Origin of the sequence: Paraburkholderia sp. RL18-085-BIA-A, assembly GCF_046027075.1 — a bacterium.
GTDB lineage: Bacteria > Pseudomonadota > Gammaproteobacteria > Burkholderiales > Burkholderiaceae > Paraburkholderia.
Window position 1 is genome coordinate 74,206 of record NZ_JARESU010000024.1, and the last position, 20,248, is coordinate 94,453.

Annotated in this window: 16 protein-coding genes and 1 tRNA gene; 7 read left to right on the forward strand and 10 right to left on the reverse strand. The window is 64.5% G+C overall.

The features are described 5' to 3' along the window. Positions 1-170: 170 nt before the first annotated feature. The 3 genes from P0D89_RS18510 to P0D89_RS18520 form a co-directional block, all read right to left on the reverse strand. Positions 171-260 (reverse strand) — tRNA-Ser (locus P0D89_RS18510). Positions 261-444: 184 nt separating this feature from the next. Beyond that, complete coding sequence (serS, locus tag P0D89_RS18515; protein WP_408365510.1) at positions 445-1,740, reverse strand: serine--tRNA ligase; 1,296 nt, start codon at positions 1,738-1,740, stop codon at positions 445-447. A 162-nt stretch (positions 1,741-1,902) separates the two neighbouring features. After that, on the reverse strand, positions 1,903-3,216 hold the full coding sequence (locus tag P0D89_RS18520) for a replication-associated recombination protein A (protein ID WP_408365508.1): 1,314 nt from the start codon (positions 3,214-3,216) through the stop codon (positions 1,903-1,905). Positions 3,217-3,551: 335 nt separating this feature from the next. On the opposite strand from P0D89_RS18520, the gene cytX reads away from it, so the two are divergent. Further along, the gene (gene cytX, locus P0D89_RS18525; protein ID WP_408365506.1) at positions 3,552-4,868 is read left to right on the forward strand and encodes a putative hydroxymethylpyrimidine transporter CytX; all 1,317 of its coding nucleotides are present in this window, start codon (positions 3,552-3,554) and stop codon (positions 4,866-4,868) included. Between the two features lie 116 nt (positions 4,869-4,984). Here cytX and speB read toward each other — a convergent pair whose 3' ends face one another. Next, entirely contained in the window at positions 4,985-5,974 is a 990-nt protein-coding gene (gene speB, locus P0D89_RS18530; protein WP_408365504.1) for an agmatinase, read from the reverse strand. Between the two features lie 170 nt (positions 5,975-6,144). Between speB and P0D89_RS18535 the strand changes: the two genes are divergently transcribed. After that, positions 6,145-7,062, forward strand: coding sequence for a LysR family transcriptional regulator (locus P0D89_RS18535; protein ID WP_408365502.1), 918 nt, complete (start codon positions 6,145-6,147; stop codon positions 7,060-7,062). Positions 7,063-7,134: 72 nt separating this feature from the next. Here P0D89_RS18535 and lolA read toward each other — a convergent pair whose 3' ends face one another. Then, positions 7,135-7,869: an outer membrane lipoprotein chaperone LolA gene (gene lolA, locus P0D89_RS18540; protein WP_408365500.1), complete on the reverse strand. Its 735-nt coding sequence runs from the start codon at positions 7,867-7,869 to the stop codon at positions 7,135-7,137. A 238-nt stretch (positions 7,870-8,107) separates the two neighbouring features. Then, positions 8,108-10,426, reverse strand: a complete 2,319-nt coding sequence (locus P0D89_RS18545) for a DNA translocase FtsK (RefSeq protein ID WP_408365498.1) — start codon at positions 10,424-10,426, stop codon at positions 8,108-8,110. Between the two features lie 335 nt (positions 10,427-10,761). Here P0D89_RS18545 and trxB point away from each other — a divergent pair, with 335 nt between their 5' ends. From trxB to P0D89_RS18570, 5 genes are all read left to right on the forward strand, one after another. Next, positions 10,762-11,763, forward strand: coding sequence for a thioredoxin-disulfide reductase (gene trxB / locus P0D89_RS18550; RefSeq protein WP_408365496.1), 1,002 nt, complete (start codon positions 10,762-10,764; stop codon positions 11,761-11,763). A 335-nt stretch (positions 11,764-12,098) separates the two neighbouring features. Further along, complete coding sequence (locus P0D89_RS18555) at positions 12,099-12,857, forward strand: Smr/MutS family protein (RefSeq protein WP_408365494.1); 759 nt, start codon at positions 12,099-12,101, stop codon at positions 12,855-12,857. Between the two features lie 13 nt (positions 12,858-12,870). Continuing rightward, the gene (locus P0D89_RS18560) at positions 12,871-13,491 is read left to right on the forward strand and encodes a trimeric intracellular cation channel family protein (RefSeq protein WP_408365520.1); all 621 of its coding nucleotides are present in this window, start codon (positions 12,871-12,873) and stop codon (positions 13,489-13,491) included. 146 nt (positions 13,492-13,637) lie between these two features. Next, entirely contained in the window at positions 13,638-14,297 is a 660-nt protein-coding gene (locus tag P0D89_RS18565; RefSeq protein ID WP_408376969.1) for a glutathione S-transferase family protein, read from the forward strand. Between the two features lie 200 nt (positions 14,298-14,497). Then, positions 14,498-15,415 carry a LysR family transcriptional regulator gene (locus P0D89_RS18570; protein ID WP_408365490.1) on the forward strand — a complete coding sequence of 306 codons (918 nt, stop codon included), beginning with the start codon at positions 14,498-14,500 and terminating at the stop codon, positions 15,413-15,415. A 102-nt stretch (positions 15,416-15,517) separates the two neighbouring features. Here P0D89_RS18570 and P0D89_RS18575 read toward each other — a convergent pair whose 3' ends face one another. The 4 genes from P0D89_RS18575 to P0D89_RS18590 form a co-directional block, all read right to left on the reverse strand. Then, entirely contained in the window at positions 15,518-16,633 is a 1,116-nt protein-coding gene (locus P0D89_RS18575; RefSeq protein WP_408365488.1) for an ABC transporter ATP-binding protein, read from the reverse strand. A 104-nt stretch (positions 16,634-16,737) separates the two neighbouring features. Beyond that, the gene (locus P0D89_RS18580; RefSeq protein ID WP_408365486.1) at positions 16,738-17,595 is read right to left on the reverse strand and encodes a carbohydrate ABC transporter permease; all 858 of its coding nucleotides are present in this window, start codon (positions 17,593-17,595) and stop codon (positions 16,738-16,740) included. Further along, positions 17,585-18,523 carry a carbohydrate ABC transporter permease gene (locus tag P0D89_RS18585; RefSeq protein ID WP_408365484.1) on the reverse strand — a complete coding sequence of 313 codons (939 nt, stop codon included), beginning with the start codon at positions 18,521-18,523 and terminating at the stop codon, positions 17,585-17,587. Before P0D89_RS18585 ends, P0D89_RS18580 begins: the two co-directional genes overlap by 11 nt. A 215-nt stretch (positions 18,524-18,738) precedes the next feature. Then, complete coding sequence (locus tag P0D89_RS18590) at positions 18,739-19,986, reverse strand: ABC transporter substrate-binding protein (RefSeq protein ID WP_408365482.1); 1,248 nt, start codon at positions 19,984-19,986, stop codon at positions 18,739-18,741. Positions 19,987-20,248: the final 262 nt, after the last annotated feature.

Genomic DNA, 20,248 nt, shown 5'->3' on the forward strand with positions numbered 1-20,248 from the left:
CGTGAACCACTGCTTGAACGAGCTCAACAACCTCAATGAGGCCATCGCGCTCCCTGCATGCGCTCCCGATGAATAACAGGGCGGCGCTAGCCCGATGATGGGCTTATTTGATGGGCCAGAAAAACAAAACCCCGCAAGTCCTTGGACTTACGGGGTTTCGTACAATATTCTGGCGGAAAGGGTGAGATTCGAACTCACGGTACCCCTAAAGGTACACTGGATTTCGAGTCCAGCGCATTCGACCACTCTGCCACCTTTCCGTGTTTCTGAACTCGCAGCGGTTAAGCTGCTTCGCCAGAACCAAGCGGGTCGTTGCTTGGGAGAGAAAGATTATAGAACAGCCAAATCCGATTTCCAAGTCCCCCATTAAAAAATTTTCAAAGCGACCTGACAACCTGCGGCGGCGCCCGGCCGCATCGACCCGACGACCAACCGGGCGAGCGCTTAGCCCGCCTTCGCTTCCAGCCGTTCCACCCCGCCGAGGTAAGGCCGCAGCGCCGCCGGCACCGTCACCGAACCATCGGCATTCTGGAAGTTTTCCAGCACAGCCACGAGCGTGCGACCAACCGCCAGACCCGAACCGTTCAGCGTGTGCACCAGTTCCGGCTTGCCCTGCGCATTGCGATAGCGCGCCTGCATCCGGCGCGCCTGGAACGACTCGGTGTTCGAGCAACTCGAAATCTCGCGATACGTGTTCTGCGCCGGCACCCACACTTCCAGGTCATAGGTCTTCGCAGCCGAGAAGCCCATGTCGCCCGTGCACAACGTAATCACGCGATACGGCAACTCCAGCTTCTGCAAGATCGCCTCGGCGTGGCCGACCATCTGCTCCAGCGCGTCATACGACGCTTCCGGCGCGACGATCTGCACCATCTCGACCTTGTCGAACTGATGCTGGCGGATCAGACCGCGCGTGTCGCGCCCATACGAGCCCGCTTCCGAGCGGAAGCACGGCGAATGCGCGGTCAGCTTGATCGGCAGTGCGTCGGCTTCGACGATGCTGTCGCGCACCGTGTTGGTCAGCGAAATCTCCGACGTGGAGATCAGATACTGCGTGACCGTGTTCTCGTCACCGCCCTTCTCGACGCGGAACATGTCGTCGGCGAATTTCGGCAGTTGGCCGGTGCCGTACAGAATCTCCGGATTCACGATGTATGGCGTGTAGACCTCGGTATAGCCGTGCTGCTGCGTATGCGTGTCGATCATGAACTGTGCGAGCGCGCGATGCAGCCGCGCGATCTGTCCGCGCAGCAGCGTGAAGCGCGCGCCCGAGAGCTTGGCGCCGGTTTCGAAGTCGAGCCCGAGCGGCGCGCCGACATCGACGTGATCCTTCACCTCGAAGTCGAACTGGCGCGGCGTGCCCCAGCGGCGCACTTCGACATTGCCGGCTTCGTCGTCGCCGACCGGCACGCTTTCATGCGCGAGGTTCGGCACGCCGAGCAGCAGATCCGACAGACGCTTCTGGATATCGTCGAGCTTCGCCGCCGACGCCTTCATCTCGTCGCCGATGCCGCCGACTTCGGCCATCACCGCCGAGGTGTCCTCGCCCCGCCCTTTCATCGCGCCGATCTGCTTCGACAGGCTGTTGCGGCGCGCCTGCATTTCTTCGGTACGGGTTTGGGTGTCGCGGCGTTCCGCTTCGAGCGCGGTGAACGCCGCCGCGTCGAAGGTATAGCCGCGGTCGGCGAGGCGCCTGGCGACGCCGTCGAGGTCTTTGCGCAGCAGCTGAATGTCGAGCATGGGATGGGACGGGTATTCGTTGTATGAAGGGGGGATTTTAGCGCACCGGCGCGCGCGGCCGGTGCGTTAGATGGTCGACGCGTGGCGGATGGCCGGCACTGCGCCGAATACAAAGCAAGGCAAAGCAAGCGCGACTCAACTCAACGCAGCCGGCAGACAAGCTCAGTTCTTCTTCCGCTTGTTCTCGCTGCGCCATTGCGCATCCAGCTCGGCCAGACGCGCCATCTTGTCGCCGATCTTGCCCTCGAGACCGCGCGGCGTCGGCTCGTACCAGTGCGGATCCCGCATGTTGTCCGGCAGATAGGTCTCGCCGGCCGCATAGGCATCGGGCTCGTCGTGCGCGTAGCGGTACTCGTGGCCGTAGCCGAGTTCCTTCATCAGCCTGGTCGGCGCGTTGCGCAGATGCACCGGCACGCCGCGCGACTGGTCCTTGCTGACGAAGCGGCGAGCTTCGTTATATGCGTTGTACCCGGCGTTCGACTTCGGCGCGACCGCCAGATAGAGGATCGCCTGCGCCAGCGCCAGTTCGCCTTCGGGGGTGCCCAGGCGCTCGTAGGTTTCGGCGGCGTCGAGCGCGATGCGCGCGGCGCGCGGGTCGGCGAGGCCGATGTCCTCCCACGCCATCCGCACGATGCGGCGCGCCAGATAACGCGGGTCCGCGCCACCGTCGAGCATCCGGCAGAACCAGTAAAGCGCGCCGTCCGGGCTGCTGCCGCGCACCGATTTATGCAGCGCGCTGATCTGGTCGTAGAATGCGTCGCCGCCTTTGTCGAAGCGGCGCAGATTTTCCGCGAGCGCGCTGCCGAGCAACGCGCCGTCGATCTCCGTGGTCTTTTGCTGCGCGGCCGCGCGCGCGACGATTTCGAGGTTGTTCAGCAGCTTGCGGCCGTCGCCGTCGGCGGAACCGATCAGCGCGTCGCGCGCCTGGTCGGTGAACGTGAGGCCGCCCAGTTCCTGCTGCGCGCGTTCGAGCAGTTCGCGCTGCTCGTCATCGGTCAGGCTTTTCAGCACGTAGACCGCGGCGCGCGAGAGCAAGGCGCTGTTCACCTCGAACGACGGATTCTCGGTCGTCGCGCCGACGAACACGAACAGCCCCGACTCGACGTGCGGCAAGAACGCGTCCTGCTGGCTCTTGTTGAAGCGATGCACTTCGTCGACGAACACCAGCGTCTGATGGCCGTTCGCGCGATGAATCTGCGCGGTCTCGACAGCTTCGCGGATATCCTTCACGCCCGAGAGCACCGCCGACAACGCGATGAACTCGGCGTGAAACGCGTCGGCCATGAGCCGCGCGAGCGTGGTTTTGCCGACGCCGGGCGGGCCCCAGAGGATCATCGAATGGGCTTCGCCGGATTCGAACGCGACCCGCAGCGGCTTGTTCGGGCCGAGCAGATGCGTCTGGCCGATCACTTCGTCGATATTGCGGGGCCGCAGGCGTTCGGCGAGCGGAACATTGGCACGGGTTTCTTCAAACATGACGTTTTGGGGATAATCTCGGCTTTCCGGACGCGGTCTCGTATGGTCCATGTGATCCGCTTGGTCCGTATGAAGGCGGCGTGCAGCCGGATGAGCGCAAAGCCGGCCCGCGAAGGTGCGGGCAACGTCCTGCATTATGACAGTGACGGCGTTCGGACGATGGCCCTGTCTTGCGGTGAACGACCTGGCCGGCATCGCCCCGGAAAAAATTTAGCAATCAACGACGCAGCCGCGCAGGCAAAGGTCAATAACAACCGCCAGCCCGGCTGCGCCAGCAACCTAGCACCCAGACCGTCACGCGGCCTGGCAAGCAACGCCAACAGGGACAAGACCAGATGGCACAAGATCCACTCGCCGGCAACGCCGGTTCCACCTACGCGCCGCTCACGCCGGTGCCCGACGCGCGCCGAGCGTTCCGCACCGGCGACGCGTTCGCGCTCTGGTTCTCGCTCGGCATCGGCCTGCTGGTCGCGCAGGCCGGCGCGCTGCTGGTGCCGGGGCTATCGCTGCCGCACGCGCTGCTGGCGATCGTGATCGGCAGTGTGATCGGCGTGGTGCTGCTGGCGCTGGCCGGCGTGATCGGCACGGACACGGGGCTCGCGGCGATGTCGTCGCTGCGTCCGACGCTCGGCGTGCGCGGCGCGTCGGTGCCGGCGGTGCTGAACGCGGTGCAACTGGTCGGCTGGGGTTCGTTCGAAGTGATCGTGATGCGCGATTCCGCCGACGCCCTCGCCAAACAGGCGTTCGACCTCTCGATGCCGCTGATCTGGACCGTCGTGTTCGGCCTGCTCGCGACGCTGCTCGCGATCAGCGGCCCGCTGTCGTTCGTGCGGCGCTTTCTGCGCACGTGGGGCATCTGGCTGCTGCTTGCGGGCGCGGCGTGGCTCACGTGGAATCTGCTCGCCCGGCACAACCTGGTGGAACTGATGCAACGTCCGGGCACGGGCGAGATGTCGTTCGGCGGCGCGATCGACCTGGTGGTGGCGATGCCGCTGTCGTGGCTGCCACTGATCGCCGACTACACCCGCTTCGGCCGCCGCCCCGGCGAGACGTTCCGCGGCACGCTGCTCGGCTATGGCATCGCGAACATCTGGTTCTATGCGCTCGGCGCGGTGTATGGCCTCGCGGCCGGCGGCGGCGATGCGCTGCTGACCGGCGCGCTGGCCCAGGCCGGCGGCGGGCTCGCGCTGCTGCTGATCCTGATCGACGAAATCGACAACGCGTTCGCCGACATCCACTCGGCCGCCGTCTCGACCGGCACCTTCTGGACGCGCGGCAGCGTGCCGTTGTTGTCGGCGGCGTTCGGCGCGCTATGTACGCTAATCGCGCTGCTCGTGCCGATGGCGAAGTATCAGAACTTCCTGTTGCTGATCGGCTCGGTGTTCGCGCCGCTGTTCGGGGTGGTGCTGATGGATCACTTCATCGTGCGCAAGCGCCGCATCGAAGCCGCCGCGCTCGCGAACGTGCGTGGCCGTTATGGCTTCTCCGGCGGCTGGCATCTGAGCGCGTTCATCGCGTGGGCGATCGGCATCGCCGCGTATCAGGTGATCAATCAATGGCTGCCGAATCTCGGCGCCACGTTGCCGTCGCTGGTGATCGGCGCGGCGTGCTACTTCGTGTTCGTGTCGGCGCGCAAGACTGCGTACGCTTGACGCCTTCGGGCTCGCTGTTCGCGCGAGTCGGTTGAAGAAGAAAAGCCTGCATTTGCAGGCCTTTTCTTTTGCGCGCGACACTTCAAAGATCTCCACGCCACGCCACGCGAATCACTTCACCGCGCCGCCGCCCGATACTCGACGCCCGGCAGCACGCACAGCAACTCGTACGCGAGATTCGCGCCGAGCAGCGCGGTCGTGCCGAACGGATCGTACGGCGGCGCCACCTCGACCAGATCGCAGCCGACAATGTTCAACCCGCGCGCGCCGCGAATGATCTCCAGCGCCTGCGGCACCGTCAGCCCCGCAATCTCCGGCGTGCCCGTGCCCGGCGCGAAGGCCGGATCGATCCCGTCGATGTCGAACGTGATGTACACCGGGCCGTCGTCCATCCGCTCGCGCACGCGCGCCATCAGCGGCGCGAGCGACTGGTTCCAGCACGCCTCGGCCTGCACGACCTCGAAGCCCTGATCGCGGCACCAGTCGAAGTCTTCCGCCGCGTAGCCCGTGCCGCGCAGACCGATCTGCACGACCCGCTCGCAATCGAGCAGGCCCTCTTCGACCGCGCGGCGAAACGGCGTGCCGTGCGCGATCTTCTCGCCCATCATCGTGTCGTTGACATCGGCGTGCGCGTCGACGTGAATCAGGCCGACCTTGCCGTGCTTGCGATGAATCGCGCGCAGGATCGGCAGCGCGATGGTGTGATCGCCGCCCAGCGTGATCGGCTTGCAGCCGTGCTGGAGGATTTCGTCATACGCGGTTTCGATGCGCGCGATCGAGTCGTGCAGGTTGTACGGATTGATCGCGACGTCGCCGAGATCGGCCACGCGCAGCGAATCGAACGGCGCCGCGCGGGTCGCCATGTTGTACGGACGCAGCAGCACCGATTCGCTGCGGATCTGGCGCGGCCCGAAGCGCGCGCCGGTGCGGTTCGACGTGCCGAGATCGAACGGCACGCCGACGAAGCACGCGTCGAACCCTGCGGCCGAGCCGACGTTCGGCAGCCGCATCATCGTCGCAATGCCGCCGCAGCGTGGCATCGCGTTGCCGGACAAGGGCTGCGGCCGTTCGCCGGCGTCGGGGGAAATGAAGGATGAGGTATTCATCGTGGCTCGGCAATGAAAAAAGGGCGGCACGAGAAAACGTGCGGACCGGCCTGAAGTCGGCGCAAAGCCGCCTCTTGCCGGGATGAATTCCGATTCTTGAGCAGTTCCTCCGAACTTGAAATAGCGCCGCGCCGAACTTCACATCGATTTCGATCGATGTATGCTGACGCATGTTCTCCCAACTCACCGACCTCGATCTGCGGCTGATCCGCGTGTTCCTCGCCATCGTCGACGCGGGCGGCGTGTCGCCTGCCCAGGCGACACTCAACGTCGGCCAGTCGACCATCAGCACGCAGCTCGCCACGCTCGAAACCCGACTGGGCTACCGGCTATGCGAGCGCGGCCGCAGCGGCTTCAGCCTGACCGCGCGCGGCGAGCAGTTCATCGAGGCCGCCCGCGCGCTGCTGTCGGCGGTGGACACCTTCGGCATGCAGGTGCGCAACGTGGGCCGCAAGCTGGTCGGCACGCTCGACATCGGCATGATCGGGCACACGCCGGTATCGGCCAGCGCGCGCATCAGCGATGCGATCAGCCGCTTTCGCGCACGGGATCAGTCGGTGCGTTTCTCGATCCTGGTCCGCTCGCCGGGCGAGCTGGAAGAGTTGCTGCTCAACGGGCGCATTCAGATCGGCATCGGCTATTTCTGGCACCGCGTGCCGTCGCTCGACTACACCGAGGTGTTCGCCGAGGACCAGTTCGCCTATTGCGCGAAGGGCCACCCGCTGTTCGCGCAGACGGGCGACGTGTCGGCTGAAGAGGCCGCGCAGCATGAATGGGCGTGGCGCAGTTATCCGCTACCGGAAGCCGAGAGTTCGACTACGCCGCAGAACGTCACCGCCGTGGCGGACAACATGGAAGCGGTCGCGATGCTGGTGCTGTCCGGGCATCACCTCGGCTATTTGCCGGGGCATTTCGCGGCGCCGTTCGTCGAGCAAGGGCTGCTTGCCGCGTTGAATCCGGCGCGGATGCGCTACCGCGTCGCTTTTCATATGGTCGCGCGGGCGCGGCAGCATCGAACGGAGATCGTCGAGGCGTTTATCGACGATATGAAGGCCGCGCATTCGGCGCAGGTTCTCGCCCAGCAATAAAAAAGCCGCGCTCGAAGCGCGGCGGCTTGAAGCGCGGCTTTGTTTGCCTGCGAAACAACTCCCGCAGAGCGCTTATCCGTTGATCACATCTGCGCCCTTCGGCACCGTGAACTTGAACGCATCGGCCGGCAGCGGCGGATTCTTCTGAATGTTCGAAAAAGTCAGCAGCGTCACGTTGCCGAACACGTCGTGCAACTCCATCGCTTCGAGATTGCCGTCCTTGAAGCCGATGCCGACGCGTTGAAACTGCGTGTCCTTCGCCTTCGGCGTCAATTCGAGCCAATCGATGCCGGCCTTCACGCCCGCATCACGCAGCGTGAAATTCTTGTCCAGATCGTTGCTGCCGAACAGGATCGCCGCCGGGCTCGCGCCGAGCGCGCCGCCGAGCGCGCGCACCGTCACCTGGTTCAGATCCTTGTCGTACACGTAGAGCTTGTCACCGTCGGCCTGCAACAGTTGCGCATAGGGCTTCTCGTACTGCCAGATGAACTTGCCGGGACGCGCGAACGTGAACGTGCCGCTCGACGTGCCGGTCTTGCCCGCGCCGCCGGTGGAAAGCGCGCCGCTCGCGCCCTGCGCCTTGCTCGGCGCGCGCACTTCCTGCTGCACGAAGTTGCCGCGCGCCGAGTGGACTTGCGCGACGAACGCCTTCAGTTGCTCGGTGCCGCTCGCGAATGCCTGCGACGCGACGAGCACCGACGCGCCGATCGCGACGCCGGCGACGCTGCGCACGATCGTCCGCGCGAGTTGGCCGAAGCGGCTGGATTGAGCGCTCTGTCGAGCGTGCTGCTGCGCGAATCGCTGCATATGGATTTCTCCCTTGATTGAATTCGTTGAACGCCCGCGATGGGCAGTGACGAGGGGCGATGGCCGTTTGGCTTTGGTGGCGTGTTTCTGGCGCGCGGTCCCGGGGACTTGCCCCCGGGGCCGTATCCGACAGGATAGGGAGCCGCCCTTAAACGAGCCTTATGAGTTCTGTAAAGCCTCGCGTGTCCGCTAAGCTCACTGCGCCAGCGGCCTCACACACAGAGCGAGGCCGCCCGCCTTATTCCGCTTCCCGCGCCGGCGCGAGAATCTCGCGATTGCCGTTCGACGACATCGCCGATACCACGCCCGAGTTCTCCATCTGCTCGAGCAAACGCGCCGCCCGGTTATAGCCGATGCGCAAATGCCGCTGCACCAGCGAGATCGACGCGCGGCGGTTCTTCAGCACCACGTCGACCGCCTGGTCGTACAGCGGGTCCGACTCGCCGTCGGTCGAGCCGGCTCCGGCCGCGCCTTCCTCGCCGCCCTCGCCGGTCACGCCGGTCACGCCGCCTTCGAGAATGCCCTCGATGTAGTTCGGCTCGCCCTGCTCCTTGAGTTTGTCGACGACGCGATGCACCTCTTCATCCGACACGAACGCGCCGTGCACCCGCACCGGCAAGCCGCTGCCCGGCGGCAGATACAGCATGTCGCCCATGCCGAGCAGCGATTCCGCGCCCTGCTGGTCGAGAATGGTGCGCGAGTCGATCTTCGACGACACCTGGAAGGCCATCCGCGTCGGCACGTTGGCCTTGATCAGGCCGGTGATCACGTCGACTGACGGACGCTGCGTGGCGAGAATCAGATGGATGCCGGCCGCGCGCGCCTTCTGCGCGATCCGCGCGATCAGCTCCTCGACCTTCTTGCCGACCACCATCATCAGGTCGGCCAGTTCGTCGATCACGACGACGATGTTCGGCAGGCGCGCAAGCGGCTCCGGATCGTCCGGCGTGAGGCTGAACGGATTCGGCAGCTTCTCTTCGCGCTTGGCCGCGTCGTCGATCTTGTGGTTGTAGCCGGCGAGGTTACGCACGCCGAGCTTGCTCATCAGCTTGTAGCGCCGCTCCATTTCGGCGACCGCCCAGTTCAGCGCGTGACCGGCCTGGCGCATGTCCGTCACCACCGGACACAGCAGATGCGGAATGCCTTCGTAGACGCTCATTTCGAGCATCTTCGGATCGATCAGGATCATGCGGACCTGGTCGGCGCTCGCCTTGTAGAGCAGCGACAGGATCATCGCGTTGATGCCCACCGACTTGCCCGAACCGGTGGTGCCGGCCACCAGCAGGTGCGGCATCTTCGCGAGATCGGCGCACACCGGCTTGCCGCCGATGTCCTTGCCGAGCCCCATGGTCAGCGGCGACGCGGCGTCCGCATAGACCGTCGAGCCGAGAATCTCCGACAGGGCCACGGTCTGGCGACGCTGATTCGGCAACTCCAGCGCCATGTAATTTTTGCCCGGAATCGTTTCGACCACGCGGATGGATACGAGCGACAGCGAACGCGCGAGGTCCTTCGCCAGACTGACGATCTGGCTACCCTTCACGCCGGTGGCCGGCTCGATTTCATAACGCGTGACGACCGGTCCCGGATAGGCGGCGACCACACTCACCTCGACACCGAAGTCCTTGAGCTTTTTCTCGATCAGACGCGACGTGAATTCCAGCGTGTCCGCGGAGATGGTTTCCTGCACGGCGGGCGCGGGGTCGAGCAGCGAGATGGCCGGCAGCGTGGAGTCGCCGGGCAGATCGGTGAAGAGCGGCACTTGCCGTTCTTTTTCGACGCGCTCCGATTTGGCCGGCGTGATGAGCGGCGGCACGATCGTGACCGGTTCGTGTTCCTCGATCCGCACGCGGCCCTTCTCGACCTTGCCTTCGCGCTTCACCGCGGCCGCTTCGCCGAGCTTGCGGTCGCGGCCGGCCTCGCGGCGAAGCTTCGCGAAGGTCACGGCGGAGATGATCGACTCGCCGACCTTCTCCGACACCGACAGCCACGAAAAGCGGAAGTACAGCGACAAGCCGATGGCGAGCGCGATCAGCAAAGCGAGCGTGCCGCCGGTGAACCCCAGCGCATGCGACACCCCGCGCGCGACGGCCTCGCCGACCACGCCGCCCATGGTGCCCGGCAACTGCACCTTCAGCGACCACATGCGCAACGCCTCGATGCCGCTGCACGCGAGCAGCACCAGCACGAACGCAAACGCGTCCGCCAGCCAGCTCACGCCGCGCGGCTCGGATTCCTGGTCGTCTTCGTGACGGGTGATACGCCGGTAGTTGGCGGAAATGTGACGCCCCAGCAGGACGATCCACCAGTAAGCGGACAGGCCGAACAGCAGCAGCATGATGTCCGAGGTCCGCGCGCCGACGCGGCCCGCCCAGTTGGCGATATGGTCGGTCTGCGCGGAATGGGTCCAGCTCGGATCGTGCCTGCTGTAGCTGACGAGCGCCATCAGCAGGAACACGCCGAGCGCCACCTGCAGGATCCAGCGGATTTCGGTGAAAAGGCGCGACATGCGGTGCGGCAATGCCTGCGCGCTCGCGGAATAGGGAGCTTTTGCCATTGATCCTGTTGCGTGGGTAGCCGATTGCCGGCCGCAAACGCGGCCAGAGCCTCACCCAGCATGGCTTCGGCTCCGATCCCGGCGACCGGAAACTTCGATCCGGCCTATTGTAAACGCAGTGCCCCGCGCAAGGCTGTAAATGACGGTAACGAGGCAGATTGGCCACGGTGCCACACCGCACGGACACGCGGCCATGCTATCGCGGCGATCGGAAAGCTTCATGGAGCAGCCTCGCGCCCCGCCCTTTATAATGCCGCACTGGCACCCATCTACAGTTTCAGCTCAAGTCGCACGGCCTCGCATGGGCGAGCCCGGCGCCGTATAAGGATTCAATCATGCCCGCAACTTCAACGAAACACGCCAAGGTTCTGATTCTCGGTTCCGGTCCCGCCGGCTATACGGCGGCGGTCTACGCGGCGCGCGCCAACCTCGCGCCCGTGCTGGTCACGGGCCTAGCCCAGGGCGGCCAGCTAATGACCACGACCGACGTCGAAAACTGGCCCGCCGACGCCAACGGCGTGCAAGGCCCGGAACTGATGACGCGCTTCCTGGAGCACGCCGAGCGCTTCAACACCGAAATCATTTTCGACCACATCCATACCGCCAAGCTGGACGAGAGGCCGATTCGCCTGATCGGCGATTCGGGCGAATATACCTGTGACTCGCTGATCATCTCGACCGGCGCGTCCGCGCAGTACCTCGGCCTGCCCTCCGAAGAGGCGTTCATGGGCAAAGGCGTGTCGGCCTGCGCGACCTGCGACGGCTTCTTCTACAAGCAGCAGCACGTTGCCGTGATCGGCGGCGGCAATACCGCGGTCGAGGAAGCGCTATACCTCGCCGGCATCGCGAAGAAAGTGACCGTGATCCACCGCCGCGACAAGTTCCGCGCCGAGCCGATCCTGATCGACCGTCTGCTGGCGAAGGAAAAGGAAGGCGTCGTTGAAATCAAGTGGAACCACACGCTCGACGAAGTGACCGGCGATCAAACTGGCGTAACCGGTCTGCGCGTCAAGCACACGCAAACCGGCGAAACCACCGACATCGCGCTGCAGGGTCTGTTCGTCGCGATCGGCCACAAGCCGAACACGGACATCTTCGAGGGTCAGCTGGAGATGAAGAACGGCTACATCATCACCAAGGGCGGCCTGAACGGCCTCGCGACCGCCACCAGCGTGCCGGGCGTGTTCGCCGCGGGCGACGTGCAGGACCACGTGTATCGTCAAGCAATCACCAGCGCGGGCACGGGCTGTATGGCGGCACTGGACGCGCAGCGCTATCTGGAAACCATCAACGAGATGGCCGGCGAGCATGCGATGAGCCAGGAAGCCGAGCGTTGATCGGCGCCACGGAACGGCGACGGTAAAATGGCGGCTGGGCGTGACCCGGCCGCTTGTTTGAGAGAAGGCCGCGGCTGAAAAGCCGGCGGCCTTTTTTGCGTGCGGGCGGGTGGGGTTTGTGGCGGGTTGGCCTTGCGGGTTGGCCTTGCGGGTTGGCCTTGGGCTGCAGTGATTCGGGCTGCCCTCGCTCGCCCCGCACGCCTGCCGCCCATTTGCAACGCGTGTGCCGCGCGGACCCGCTGTCGAGCGTTTCGTCACAACGCCACAGCACCCGTTCCAACGCCCGTAAAAAACCGTCGCGCGACCGACCTACATTTTCTGCGTGTATTACCGATATGCCGAAGAATCATCCCCATCCTAGCGAACCGAAGCGCGCGCGAAGCGTCGCGAAGCCCGCGCCTGAACCGGCCGTGCCCGCCGCCCAACCAAAGCTCGATCGAGCGGCGGGACTGGCTGGCCTCGGCGCGCTGCGCGACGCCTTGGAGGTCGATACGCAACGGCGCGAGCGCGAACGCACGGCCGCAGCGGCGGCGCAGCGCGAAGCAGCGGTGGACGCCGACCTGTTTCGCCGCGAGATCGGCGCGGTCGCGCCGCTCGTGACGCCGCCACGCGCGACGCTGCCGCGCAATCCCCCGCCGCCGCTGCCGGTGCAGACCCTGCTCGACGAAGAAGCCGTCCTGCACGAAGCGATCTCCGACGAGTTCGATCCCGAAGTGCTGCTCGAAACCGACGAAACGCTGTCCTACTGCCGCCCCGGCGTGAGCCTGGAAGTCGTACGAAAACTGCGGCGCGGCGACTGGATCGTGCAGGCGCAAATCGACCTGCATGGAATGCGGCGCGAAGAAGCGCGCGAGGCGCTCGCCGAATTCATCCGCGAATCGGTGAAACGCGGCTTGCGCTGCTTGCGCGTGATCCACGGCAAGGGTTTGGGATCGATCGGCAAGGAGCCGGTGTTGAAGGGCAAAGTGCGCGCGTGGCTGGTGCAGAAGTCCGAGGTGATCGCGTTCTGTCAGGCGCGGCCGCACGACGGCGGCGCCGGCGCGGTGGTCGTGCTGCTGCAGCCGGGCGCGTTGCCGGCCCACACCAAGCCCTGACGGAGCCGCAGTGATCCATCCAAGGCTGACACTGGCGCTGACCATCATGGAAGCGCTGGCGATTTTTGCGTACGCCATTTCCGGGTTCATCGAAGCCAGAAGCCGTCGGCTCGACGCGGTGGGCACCTTCCTCGTGGCGATCGCCACGGCCTTCGGCGGCGGCACGTTGCGCGACGTGCTGCTGGAGCGGCGGCCGTTCTACTGGGTCGAGCATCAAGACTATCTGATCGTGATCTTCGTGATGTCGCTGTTCGCGCCGACGCTGCTGAAGATGACCTCGCGCCTGCTCTCCGAGCGCGTGCTGCTAGTCGCGGACGCCGTGGGGCTGGGCCTTTTCAGCATCGCGGGCACGTCGATCGCGCACGACGCGCAGATGCCGTGGTTCACGTCGGTGATGATGGGCGTGCTGACGGGCGTGTTCGGCGGCGTGATCCGCGACGTGCTGTGCAACGAAGTGCCGCTAATCCTGCGCGATTCGCGGCCTTACGCGACCTGCGCGTTCGTGGGCTGCTGGCTGTACGTGCTGCTGGACTATGTGAACTTCGACACGGTGTATAGCGTGCTGATCGCGACCGCGTTTATCCTGCTGGCACGGCTGGCGACCTACCGGTTCGACGTCCGCTTGCCGCATTGAGCACGGCTGGATAGCCGGCGGCCCTCGCCTTAAGGCACCCTCGTTCATGACTGTCGATTTTCGCGCTTGCCGTTCGTCGTGACATACACGGCCCTTGCGGCCGTCGTTGCGCCACGGCGCACCCGCAACCGCCCAAGGTGACCGCGATGACCCTGAAACTCTATGCCCACCCGTTCTCCTCGTACTGCCAGAAGGCCCTGACGGCGCTCTACGAAAACGGCACGCCATTCGAGCTGCGCCTTTTGTCGCAAGACCACCCGCAAGTGCTGGCCGAATTCGCCGCGCTGTGGCCGATCAAGCGCTTTCCGGTGCTGGTCGACAGCAGCCGGACCGTGGTCGAGGCGACCATCATCATCGAATATCTCGGCCTGTATCATCCGGGGCCGAGGCCGCTGCTGCCCGCCGACCCGCGCGCCGCGCTCGAAGTGCGCAGCATGGATCGCTTCTTCGACAACTACATCTCGACGCCGCAACAAAAGATCGTCTACGACAGCCTGCGCCCCGAGGCGGAGCGCGACCCGCGCGCGGTGGCCGACGCCCGCGCGATGCTCGACACTGCGTACGGCTGGCTGGACAACGTGATGGCCGAGCGCGAATGGGCCGCCGGCGACACCTTCAGCCTCGCCGACTGCGGCGCCGGCCCGTTCCTGTTCTACGCCGACTGGACACATCCGATCGACCCCGCCTTCGCGCACGTGCGGGCCTATCGCCAGCGGCTGCTGGCGAGGCCGTCGTTTGCGCGAGCGGTCGACGAAGCGCGGCCGTATCGTCCGTTGTTTCCGCTCGGCGCGCCCGACCGGGATTGAGCGGCGCGAAACACAGCCTGCAACGGCCACCACACGCAGCGGCCCAGTGCGCGACCCGGCGCCGGCGCGCCCAATCACGCACCGGCCGCGCTCCGCGCCAGGTTCCGGGCGCAGAGCCCCGTCCTCTTCAGGACAACAATATTTCCACCCTGTAAACTCTCCTCGAAGGCCACCTCCGCCCATCACTCACAAGGCACAACATGGACCGTTTCGAAGCGATGGAGATATTTACGCGTGTCGTCGAGGCGAACAGCTTCACCAAAGTATCCGAATCGCTCGACTTGCCCCGCGCCAAAGTCAGCCGCACGATCCAGGCGCTGGAGGAACACGTCGGCGTCCGGCTGCTGAACCGTTCGACGCGTCAGGTGAGCGTCACTGAAGACGGCGCGTCGTTCTACGAACGCTGCGTGCGCATCCTCGCCGAAGTCGCCGACGCCGAATCGTCACTGTCGAACAAGCGCGAAAATCCGGCCGGCACGATCCGCGTCGATACGTCGGGCACGCTCGCCCGTGCGCTGCTGTTGCCCGCCCTCGACGATTTTTACCGGCAATACCCGCAGATTGACGTGCGGCTCGGGCTCGCGGATCGCAACATCGATCTGATCCAGGATGCGGTGGATTGCGTGATCCGCATGGGCACGCCGGAAGAGTCGAGTCTGGTCGCGCGGCGCATCGGCGAGGCGCGCATCGTCACGTGCGCGTCGCCCGCGTATCTGCAGAAATACGGCACGCCGACCACGCTCGAAGAACTCGCCGAACATCGCGCCGTCAACTACGTGTCCGCGCGCACCGGCCGCACCTTCCCGTTCGAATACCAGGTGGACGGCGAGATCGCGAAGGTTGCAATGAAAAGCGTGCTCGCGGTAAACGACGGCTCGGTGTACATCGGCGCGGGCGCGCTCGGCCACGGCATCATCCAGCCGTCGCGCTTTATGGTTTCTGAACTGATCGAGCAAGGCGCGCTGACGGAAATCCTCACGAACTATACGAGCCCCGGCACGCCGCTTTCGGTCCTTTACGCGCACCGCCGCAATCTGAGTTCGCGGTTGCGCGCGTTCATTGAATGGGTGACCGCGCTGGCGCGCAACAACCCGGACTTGCGCATCCCGGACGCGTAAGGCCCGCACCAACCCCACCAACGCCATCAAAACAAAGCCCCATGCGTCGCGAGACGCATGGGGCTTTTCTCAAACATCGAACAGCCAGGCGAATCCGTTCGCTCAGGCAATCCGCTCTTCGTTGGCCGGATCGAATAGCACCGCCTTCGACGTATCGAACAACAGCGTCGTGCTCGACAGCGGTTGCGGATTCGACGCCGGGTGCACGCGGCTCACGATGCGCTTGCCGTTGACCTGCGCGAACACCAGCGTGTCCGGGCCGGTCGGCTCGATCACGTCGACCTTCACTTCGATCGGCTGCAGCTTCGAGTCGTCGCCGTGCGCGCCGCGCGCGTCGGTGATGCGCTCCGGCCGCAGGCCGAGAATTACTTCGCGGCCGACGTGCGACTTCACCTTGCCCGAGTCGAACGGCACCACCAGCACCTTGCGCGAAACGCCCGTGTCCAGTTCGATACCGACTCCCGCGCCCTGCTCCACCAGCTTGCCCTGGATGAAGTTCATCGGCGGCGCGCCGATGAAGCCGGCCACGAACAGATTCGACGGCGAGTCGTAGATTTCCTGCGGCGCGCCGAACTGCTGCACGATGCCGTCTTTCATCACCGCGATGCGGTCGCCGAGCGTCATCGCTTCGATCTGATCGTGCGTCACGTAGACGATCGTCGTGCCGAGGCGCTGATGCAGCAGCTTGATTTCCGAACGCATCTCGATACGCAGCTTCGCGTCCAGGTTCGACAGCGGCTCGTCGAACAGGAACATCACCGGATCGCGCGCGAGGGCGCGGCCCATCGCCACGCGCTGACGCTGGCCGCCGGACAGCTGGCCCGGTTTGCGGTCGAGCAGGTGCGTGATCTGCAGCGTGTTCGATACGCGGTCGACGATCTGCGTCTGCTCCTGCTTCGGCACCTTGCGGATATTCAGGCCGAACGAGATGTTTTCGCGCACGGTCATCGACGGATACAGCGCGTACGACTGGAACACCATTGCGATGTCGCGATCTTTCGGCGACAGGTTGTTGACCGTCTTGCCGTCGATCTGGATCTCGCCCTTGGTCACGGTTTCGAGGCCGGCGATCATGTTGAGCAGCGTCGACTTACCGCAGCCCGAGCCGCCGACCAGAATCAGGAACTGGCCGTCTTCGATGTCGATATTGACACCCTTCAGAACGGGCACCCCGTTCGGGTAAGTCTTGAACACGTCACGGATGGATAGGCTTGCCATGCTGTGAATCCTCTTGTCTCTGGTACTGCTTGAAAACGTCTTGCCGGGTGACAGCGGCGCGGGTTCAGTGGCGCGCCGCCGCGCCCGGATGGTTTAGCCCGGGGTTAGCCCTTGACGGCGCCGGCCGTCAGGCCGCGCACGAAATAGCGTCCGGCGATGATGTAGACCAGCAGCGTCGGCAGCGCGGCGATGATTGCTCCGGCCATATCCACGTTGTATTCCTTCACGCCGGTCGAGGTGTTCACGAGGTTGTTCAGCGCCACCGTGATCGGCATCGAATCGACGCCGGAGAACACAATCCCGAACAGGAAGTCATTCCAGATCTGCGTGAACTGCCAGATCAGGCACACCATGAAAATCGGCAGCGACACCGGCAGCAGGATCTTCGTGAAGATCGTGAAGAAACCCGCGCCGTCGATGCGCGCCGCCTTCACGAGTTCAGCCGGAACGCTCACGTAGAAGTTGCGGAAGAACATCGTGGTGAACGCAATGCCGTAGATCACGTGCACCAGCACCAGACCGGTCGTCGTGTTCGACAGGCCGAGCATGCCTTCGAAGCGCGCCATCGGCAGCAGGATCGCCTGGAACGGAATGAAGCAGCCGACCAGCAGCATCGTGAAGATCGGATCGGCGCCACGGAAACGCCAGTGCGTGAGCACATAACCGTTGAACGCGCCGATGATCGACGAGATCAGCACGGCGGGAATCACCATGCGCACCGAGTTCATGAAGAACGGCTGCATGCCGTCGCAACGCACGCCGGTACAGGCGCCGCTCCATGCCTTGATCCACGGATCGATACTCCAGTGCGTGGGCGGCGTGAGCAGGTTGCCGGTGCGCAACTGATCGACGTCCTTGAAGGACGTGGACAGCATCACGTACAGCGGGAACAGGAAATACAGGGCGAACAGAATCAAGGCCGCATAAATGACGGCGCGGCTGATCGTCATCTTAGGCTGCATTGCGGGTGCTCCTCGATTCCAGATACATCAGCGGCACGAGCACGGCCACAACGGTGGCGAGCATCATCATCGACGATGCCGCGCCGACGCCGAGCTGCCCGCGATTGAACGAAAACGTGTACATGAAGATAGCCGGCAGCGACGACGACGTGCCCGGACCGCCCGCGGTCAAGGCGACGACCAGGTCGAAGGTCTTGATGGTGATGTGGCAAAGAATCAGCAACACGGAGAAGAACACCGGCCGCATGCTCGGAATCACGATCTTGCGGTAGATGGTGGGCAGATTCGCGCCGTCCATCTGCGCGGCCTTGAAGATTTCGGCGTCCACACCGCGCAGGCCCGCGAGGAACAGCGCCATCACGAAGCCGGTGGATTGCCATACCGCCGCGATCACGACGCAGAAAATCGCCTTGTCCGGGTCGCCCAGCCAACTGAACGAAAAGCTCGTCCAGCCCCAGTCGTGGAACACCTTTTCGAGGCCGACGCTCGGCGTCATGATCCATTGCCACGCCGTGCCCGTCACGATGAACGAGAGCGCCATTGGGTAAAGGAACACCGCGCGCAGCGCGCCTTCATTGCGAATCTGCTGATCGAGCAGGATTGCGAGGAACAGTCCGAGGCCGATACAGATAGCGATGAACGGGATGCCGAACCAGCCGAGGTTCGCAGCCGAGGTCCAGAACACGTCGTTGTCGAACAGTTCGCGATAACGGTCGAGGCCGGCGAACTCATAACGAGGCATCAGCCGCGAAGTGGACAGCGACAGAAAGCCGGTAATTGCGATGAAGCCATACACGAAGATCAGGCTGATCACGACGCTGGGTGCGAGCACCAGCTTCGGAATCCAGCGATCGGCAAGGGCCGCCATGGGCGACGTGCGGCGGGTGACGGTAGCCGTTTTCCCGTTTCCGCTGATAGAAGCAGTCACTACTCGACTCCTGCTGAAACTGTACCGCCGGGGTGATCGCGCGAGAACGGCGCGAGGTCCGACGACGGCATAGGTGTGACTCCATGAAACCAGGTGAAGCCGCCTGCAAGCGCCGCACGCAGCGCACGCAATGCGCGAACTGCCATCGGCGACCTGAAGAACACGCCCGGCGCTTCCTCAGGAAGCCACCGGGCGCGCCGCTTCGCTTACTTCACTTACTTGGTCTTCGCTGCCTTCGCGAGCGCGGCAACTGCGCTCTTCGAATCCTGCTGCGAGTTCATGAACTTCGTGACCACGTCGGAGATAGCGCCGGCTGCTGCATCCGGTTGTGCCATGCCGTGTGCCAGCGACGGCACATAACCGCCCGCCTTGATCGCGACCTGTTCATCCGCGTACGACTTCTTCGCGCAATCGTCGAACTTGTCCATCGGCACGCCGAGACGAACCGGGATCGAGCCCTTGTTCAGGCTGAACTGTTCCTGGAACTCCGGCGACATGATCGTCTTCGCGAGCGCGAGCTGGCCCGGCGTTGCAGCCTTCTGGCCCTTCTGCTGGAAGAACACGAACGAGTCGACGTTGAACGTGTAGGCCTTTTCCGTGCCCGGCACAGCGGCGCACACGTAGTCCGAGCCCGACTTCTTGCCGGCGTTGGTGAATTCGCCCTTCGCCCAGTCGCCCATGAACTGCATGCCGGCCTTGCCGTTGATGACCATCGCCGTCGCAAGGTTCCAGTCACGGCCCGTGCGGCCCGCGTCGAAGTAACCCTGGATCTTGCGGACCGTGTCGAACACGCCAACCATCTTGTCCGAAGTCAGCGTCTTTTCGTCGAGGTCGACGATCGCCTTCTTGTAGAAGTCCGCGCCCTGCGACAGCACGACGTCTTCCCACAGCGTCAGGTCTTGCCACGGCTGCCCGCCCATCGCGACCGGCTGGATGCCCGCGGCCTTCATCTTGTCGGCCACCGCGAAGAACTCAGGCCACGTGGTCGGCACCTTGCCGCCTGCCTTTTCGAGCGCCGCCTTGTTGATGTACAGCCAGTTCACGCGGTGCACACCGAACGGTGCGCCCACATAGTGGCCGTCCGCGTGCATGATCTTGTCGATCTCCGGCGGCAGGTTCTTCTTCCAGTCGCCCGCAACTGAGTCGATCGGCACCAGCACCCCTTGCGAAGCCCAATCCTGGATCAGCGGACCCTTGATCTGCGCGGCGCTCGGCGCATTGCCCGAGATCACCTGCGTCTTCAGAGCCGTCATGGCTGCCGCGCCGGCGCCACCCGCAACCGCGAAGTCCTTCCACGTGTAACCCTGCTTCGTCATGTCGTCCTTGAGGACGCCGACGGCTTTCGATTCGCCGCCCGAAGTCCACCAGTGCAACACTTCGACCGACTCGGCAGCCTGCACCGCCGAGACGCCACACATCAGACCCGCAGCGCACAAAGCGCCCATGATCGCGCGAAATTTCATTGCTTATCTCCTCCAGACACCTGAACAAAAAAACAAATGGCCCCTGATGTCGCCAGGGTGCTGTGGTTGGTTCAAACAGGCAAAACACTGGGCGATCGAGCACGGTCGGGCGCATGCGCGAGGCATGTGCCGGCGAACCGGTGTCCGGCCGCTAGAAGCTCAAGAGATGAGTGGTTTGGGATGCAACTGTTTGTCTCCTCTTTTGATTTTTGCCTGCCCGCGTCGCGCGGCAGACTCGAGGTGCCTTGCATGTGAACCTGGA

Coding starts and splice junctions, on each gene's coding strand:
- speB (WP_408365504.1), bottom strand. CDS start 5,974: ATGAATACCTCATCCTTCATTTCCCCCGACGCCGGCGAACGGCCGCAG.
- trxB (WP_408365496.1), top strand. CDS start 10,762: ATGCCCGCAACTTCAACGAAACACGCCAAGGTTCTGATTCTCGGTTCC.
- P0D89_RS18580 (WP_408365486.1), bottom strand. CDS start 17,595: ATGCAGCCTAAGATGACGATCAGCCGCGCCGTCATTTATGCGGCCTTG.
- P0D89_RS18575 (WP_408365488.1), bottom strand. CDS start 16,633: ATGGCAAGCCTATCCATCCGTGACGTGTTCAAGACTTACCCGAACGGG.
- P0D89_RS18555 (WP_408365494.1), top strand. CDS start 12,099: ATGCCGAAGAATCATCCCCATCCTAGCGAACCGAAGCGCGCGCGAAGC.
- P0D89_RS18570 (WP_408365490.1), top strand. CDS start 14,498: ATGGACCGTTTCGAAGCGATGGAGATATTTACGCGTGTCGTCGAGGCG.
- P0D89_RS18520 (WP_408365508.1), bottom strand. CDS start 3,216: ATGTTTGAAGAAACCCGTGCCAATGTTCCGCTCGCCGAACGCCTGCGG.
- P0D89_RS18565 (WP_408376969.1), top strand. CDS start 13,638: ATGACCCTGAAACTCTATGCCCACCCGTTCTCCTCGTACTGCCAGAAG.
- P0D89_RS18535 (WP_408365502.1), top strand. CDS start 6,145: ATGTTCTCCCAACTCACCGACCTCGATCTGCGGCTGATCCGCGTGTTC.
- serS (WP_408365510.1), bottom strand. CDS start 1,740: ATGCTCGACATTCAGCTGCTGCGCAAAGACCTCGACGGCGTCGCCAGG.
- cytX (WP_408365506.1), top strand. CDS start 3,552: ATGGCACAAGATCCACTCGCCGGCAACGCCGGTTCCACCTACGCGCCG.
- P0D89_RS18590 (WP_408365482.1), bottom strand. CDS start 19,986: ATGAAATTTCGCGCGATCATGGGCGCTTTGTGCGCTGCGGGTCTGATG.
- lolA (WP_408365500.1), bottom strand. CDS start 7,869: ATGCAGCGATTCGCGCAGCAGCACGCTCGACAGAGCGCTCAATCCAGC.
- P0D89_RS18545 (WP_408365498.1), bottom strand. CDS start 10,426: ATGGCAAAAGCTCCCTATTCCGCGAGCGCGCAGGCATTGCCGCACCGC.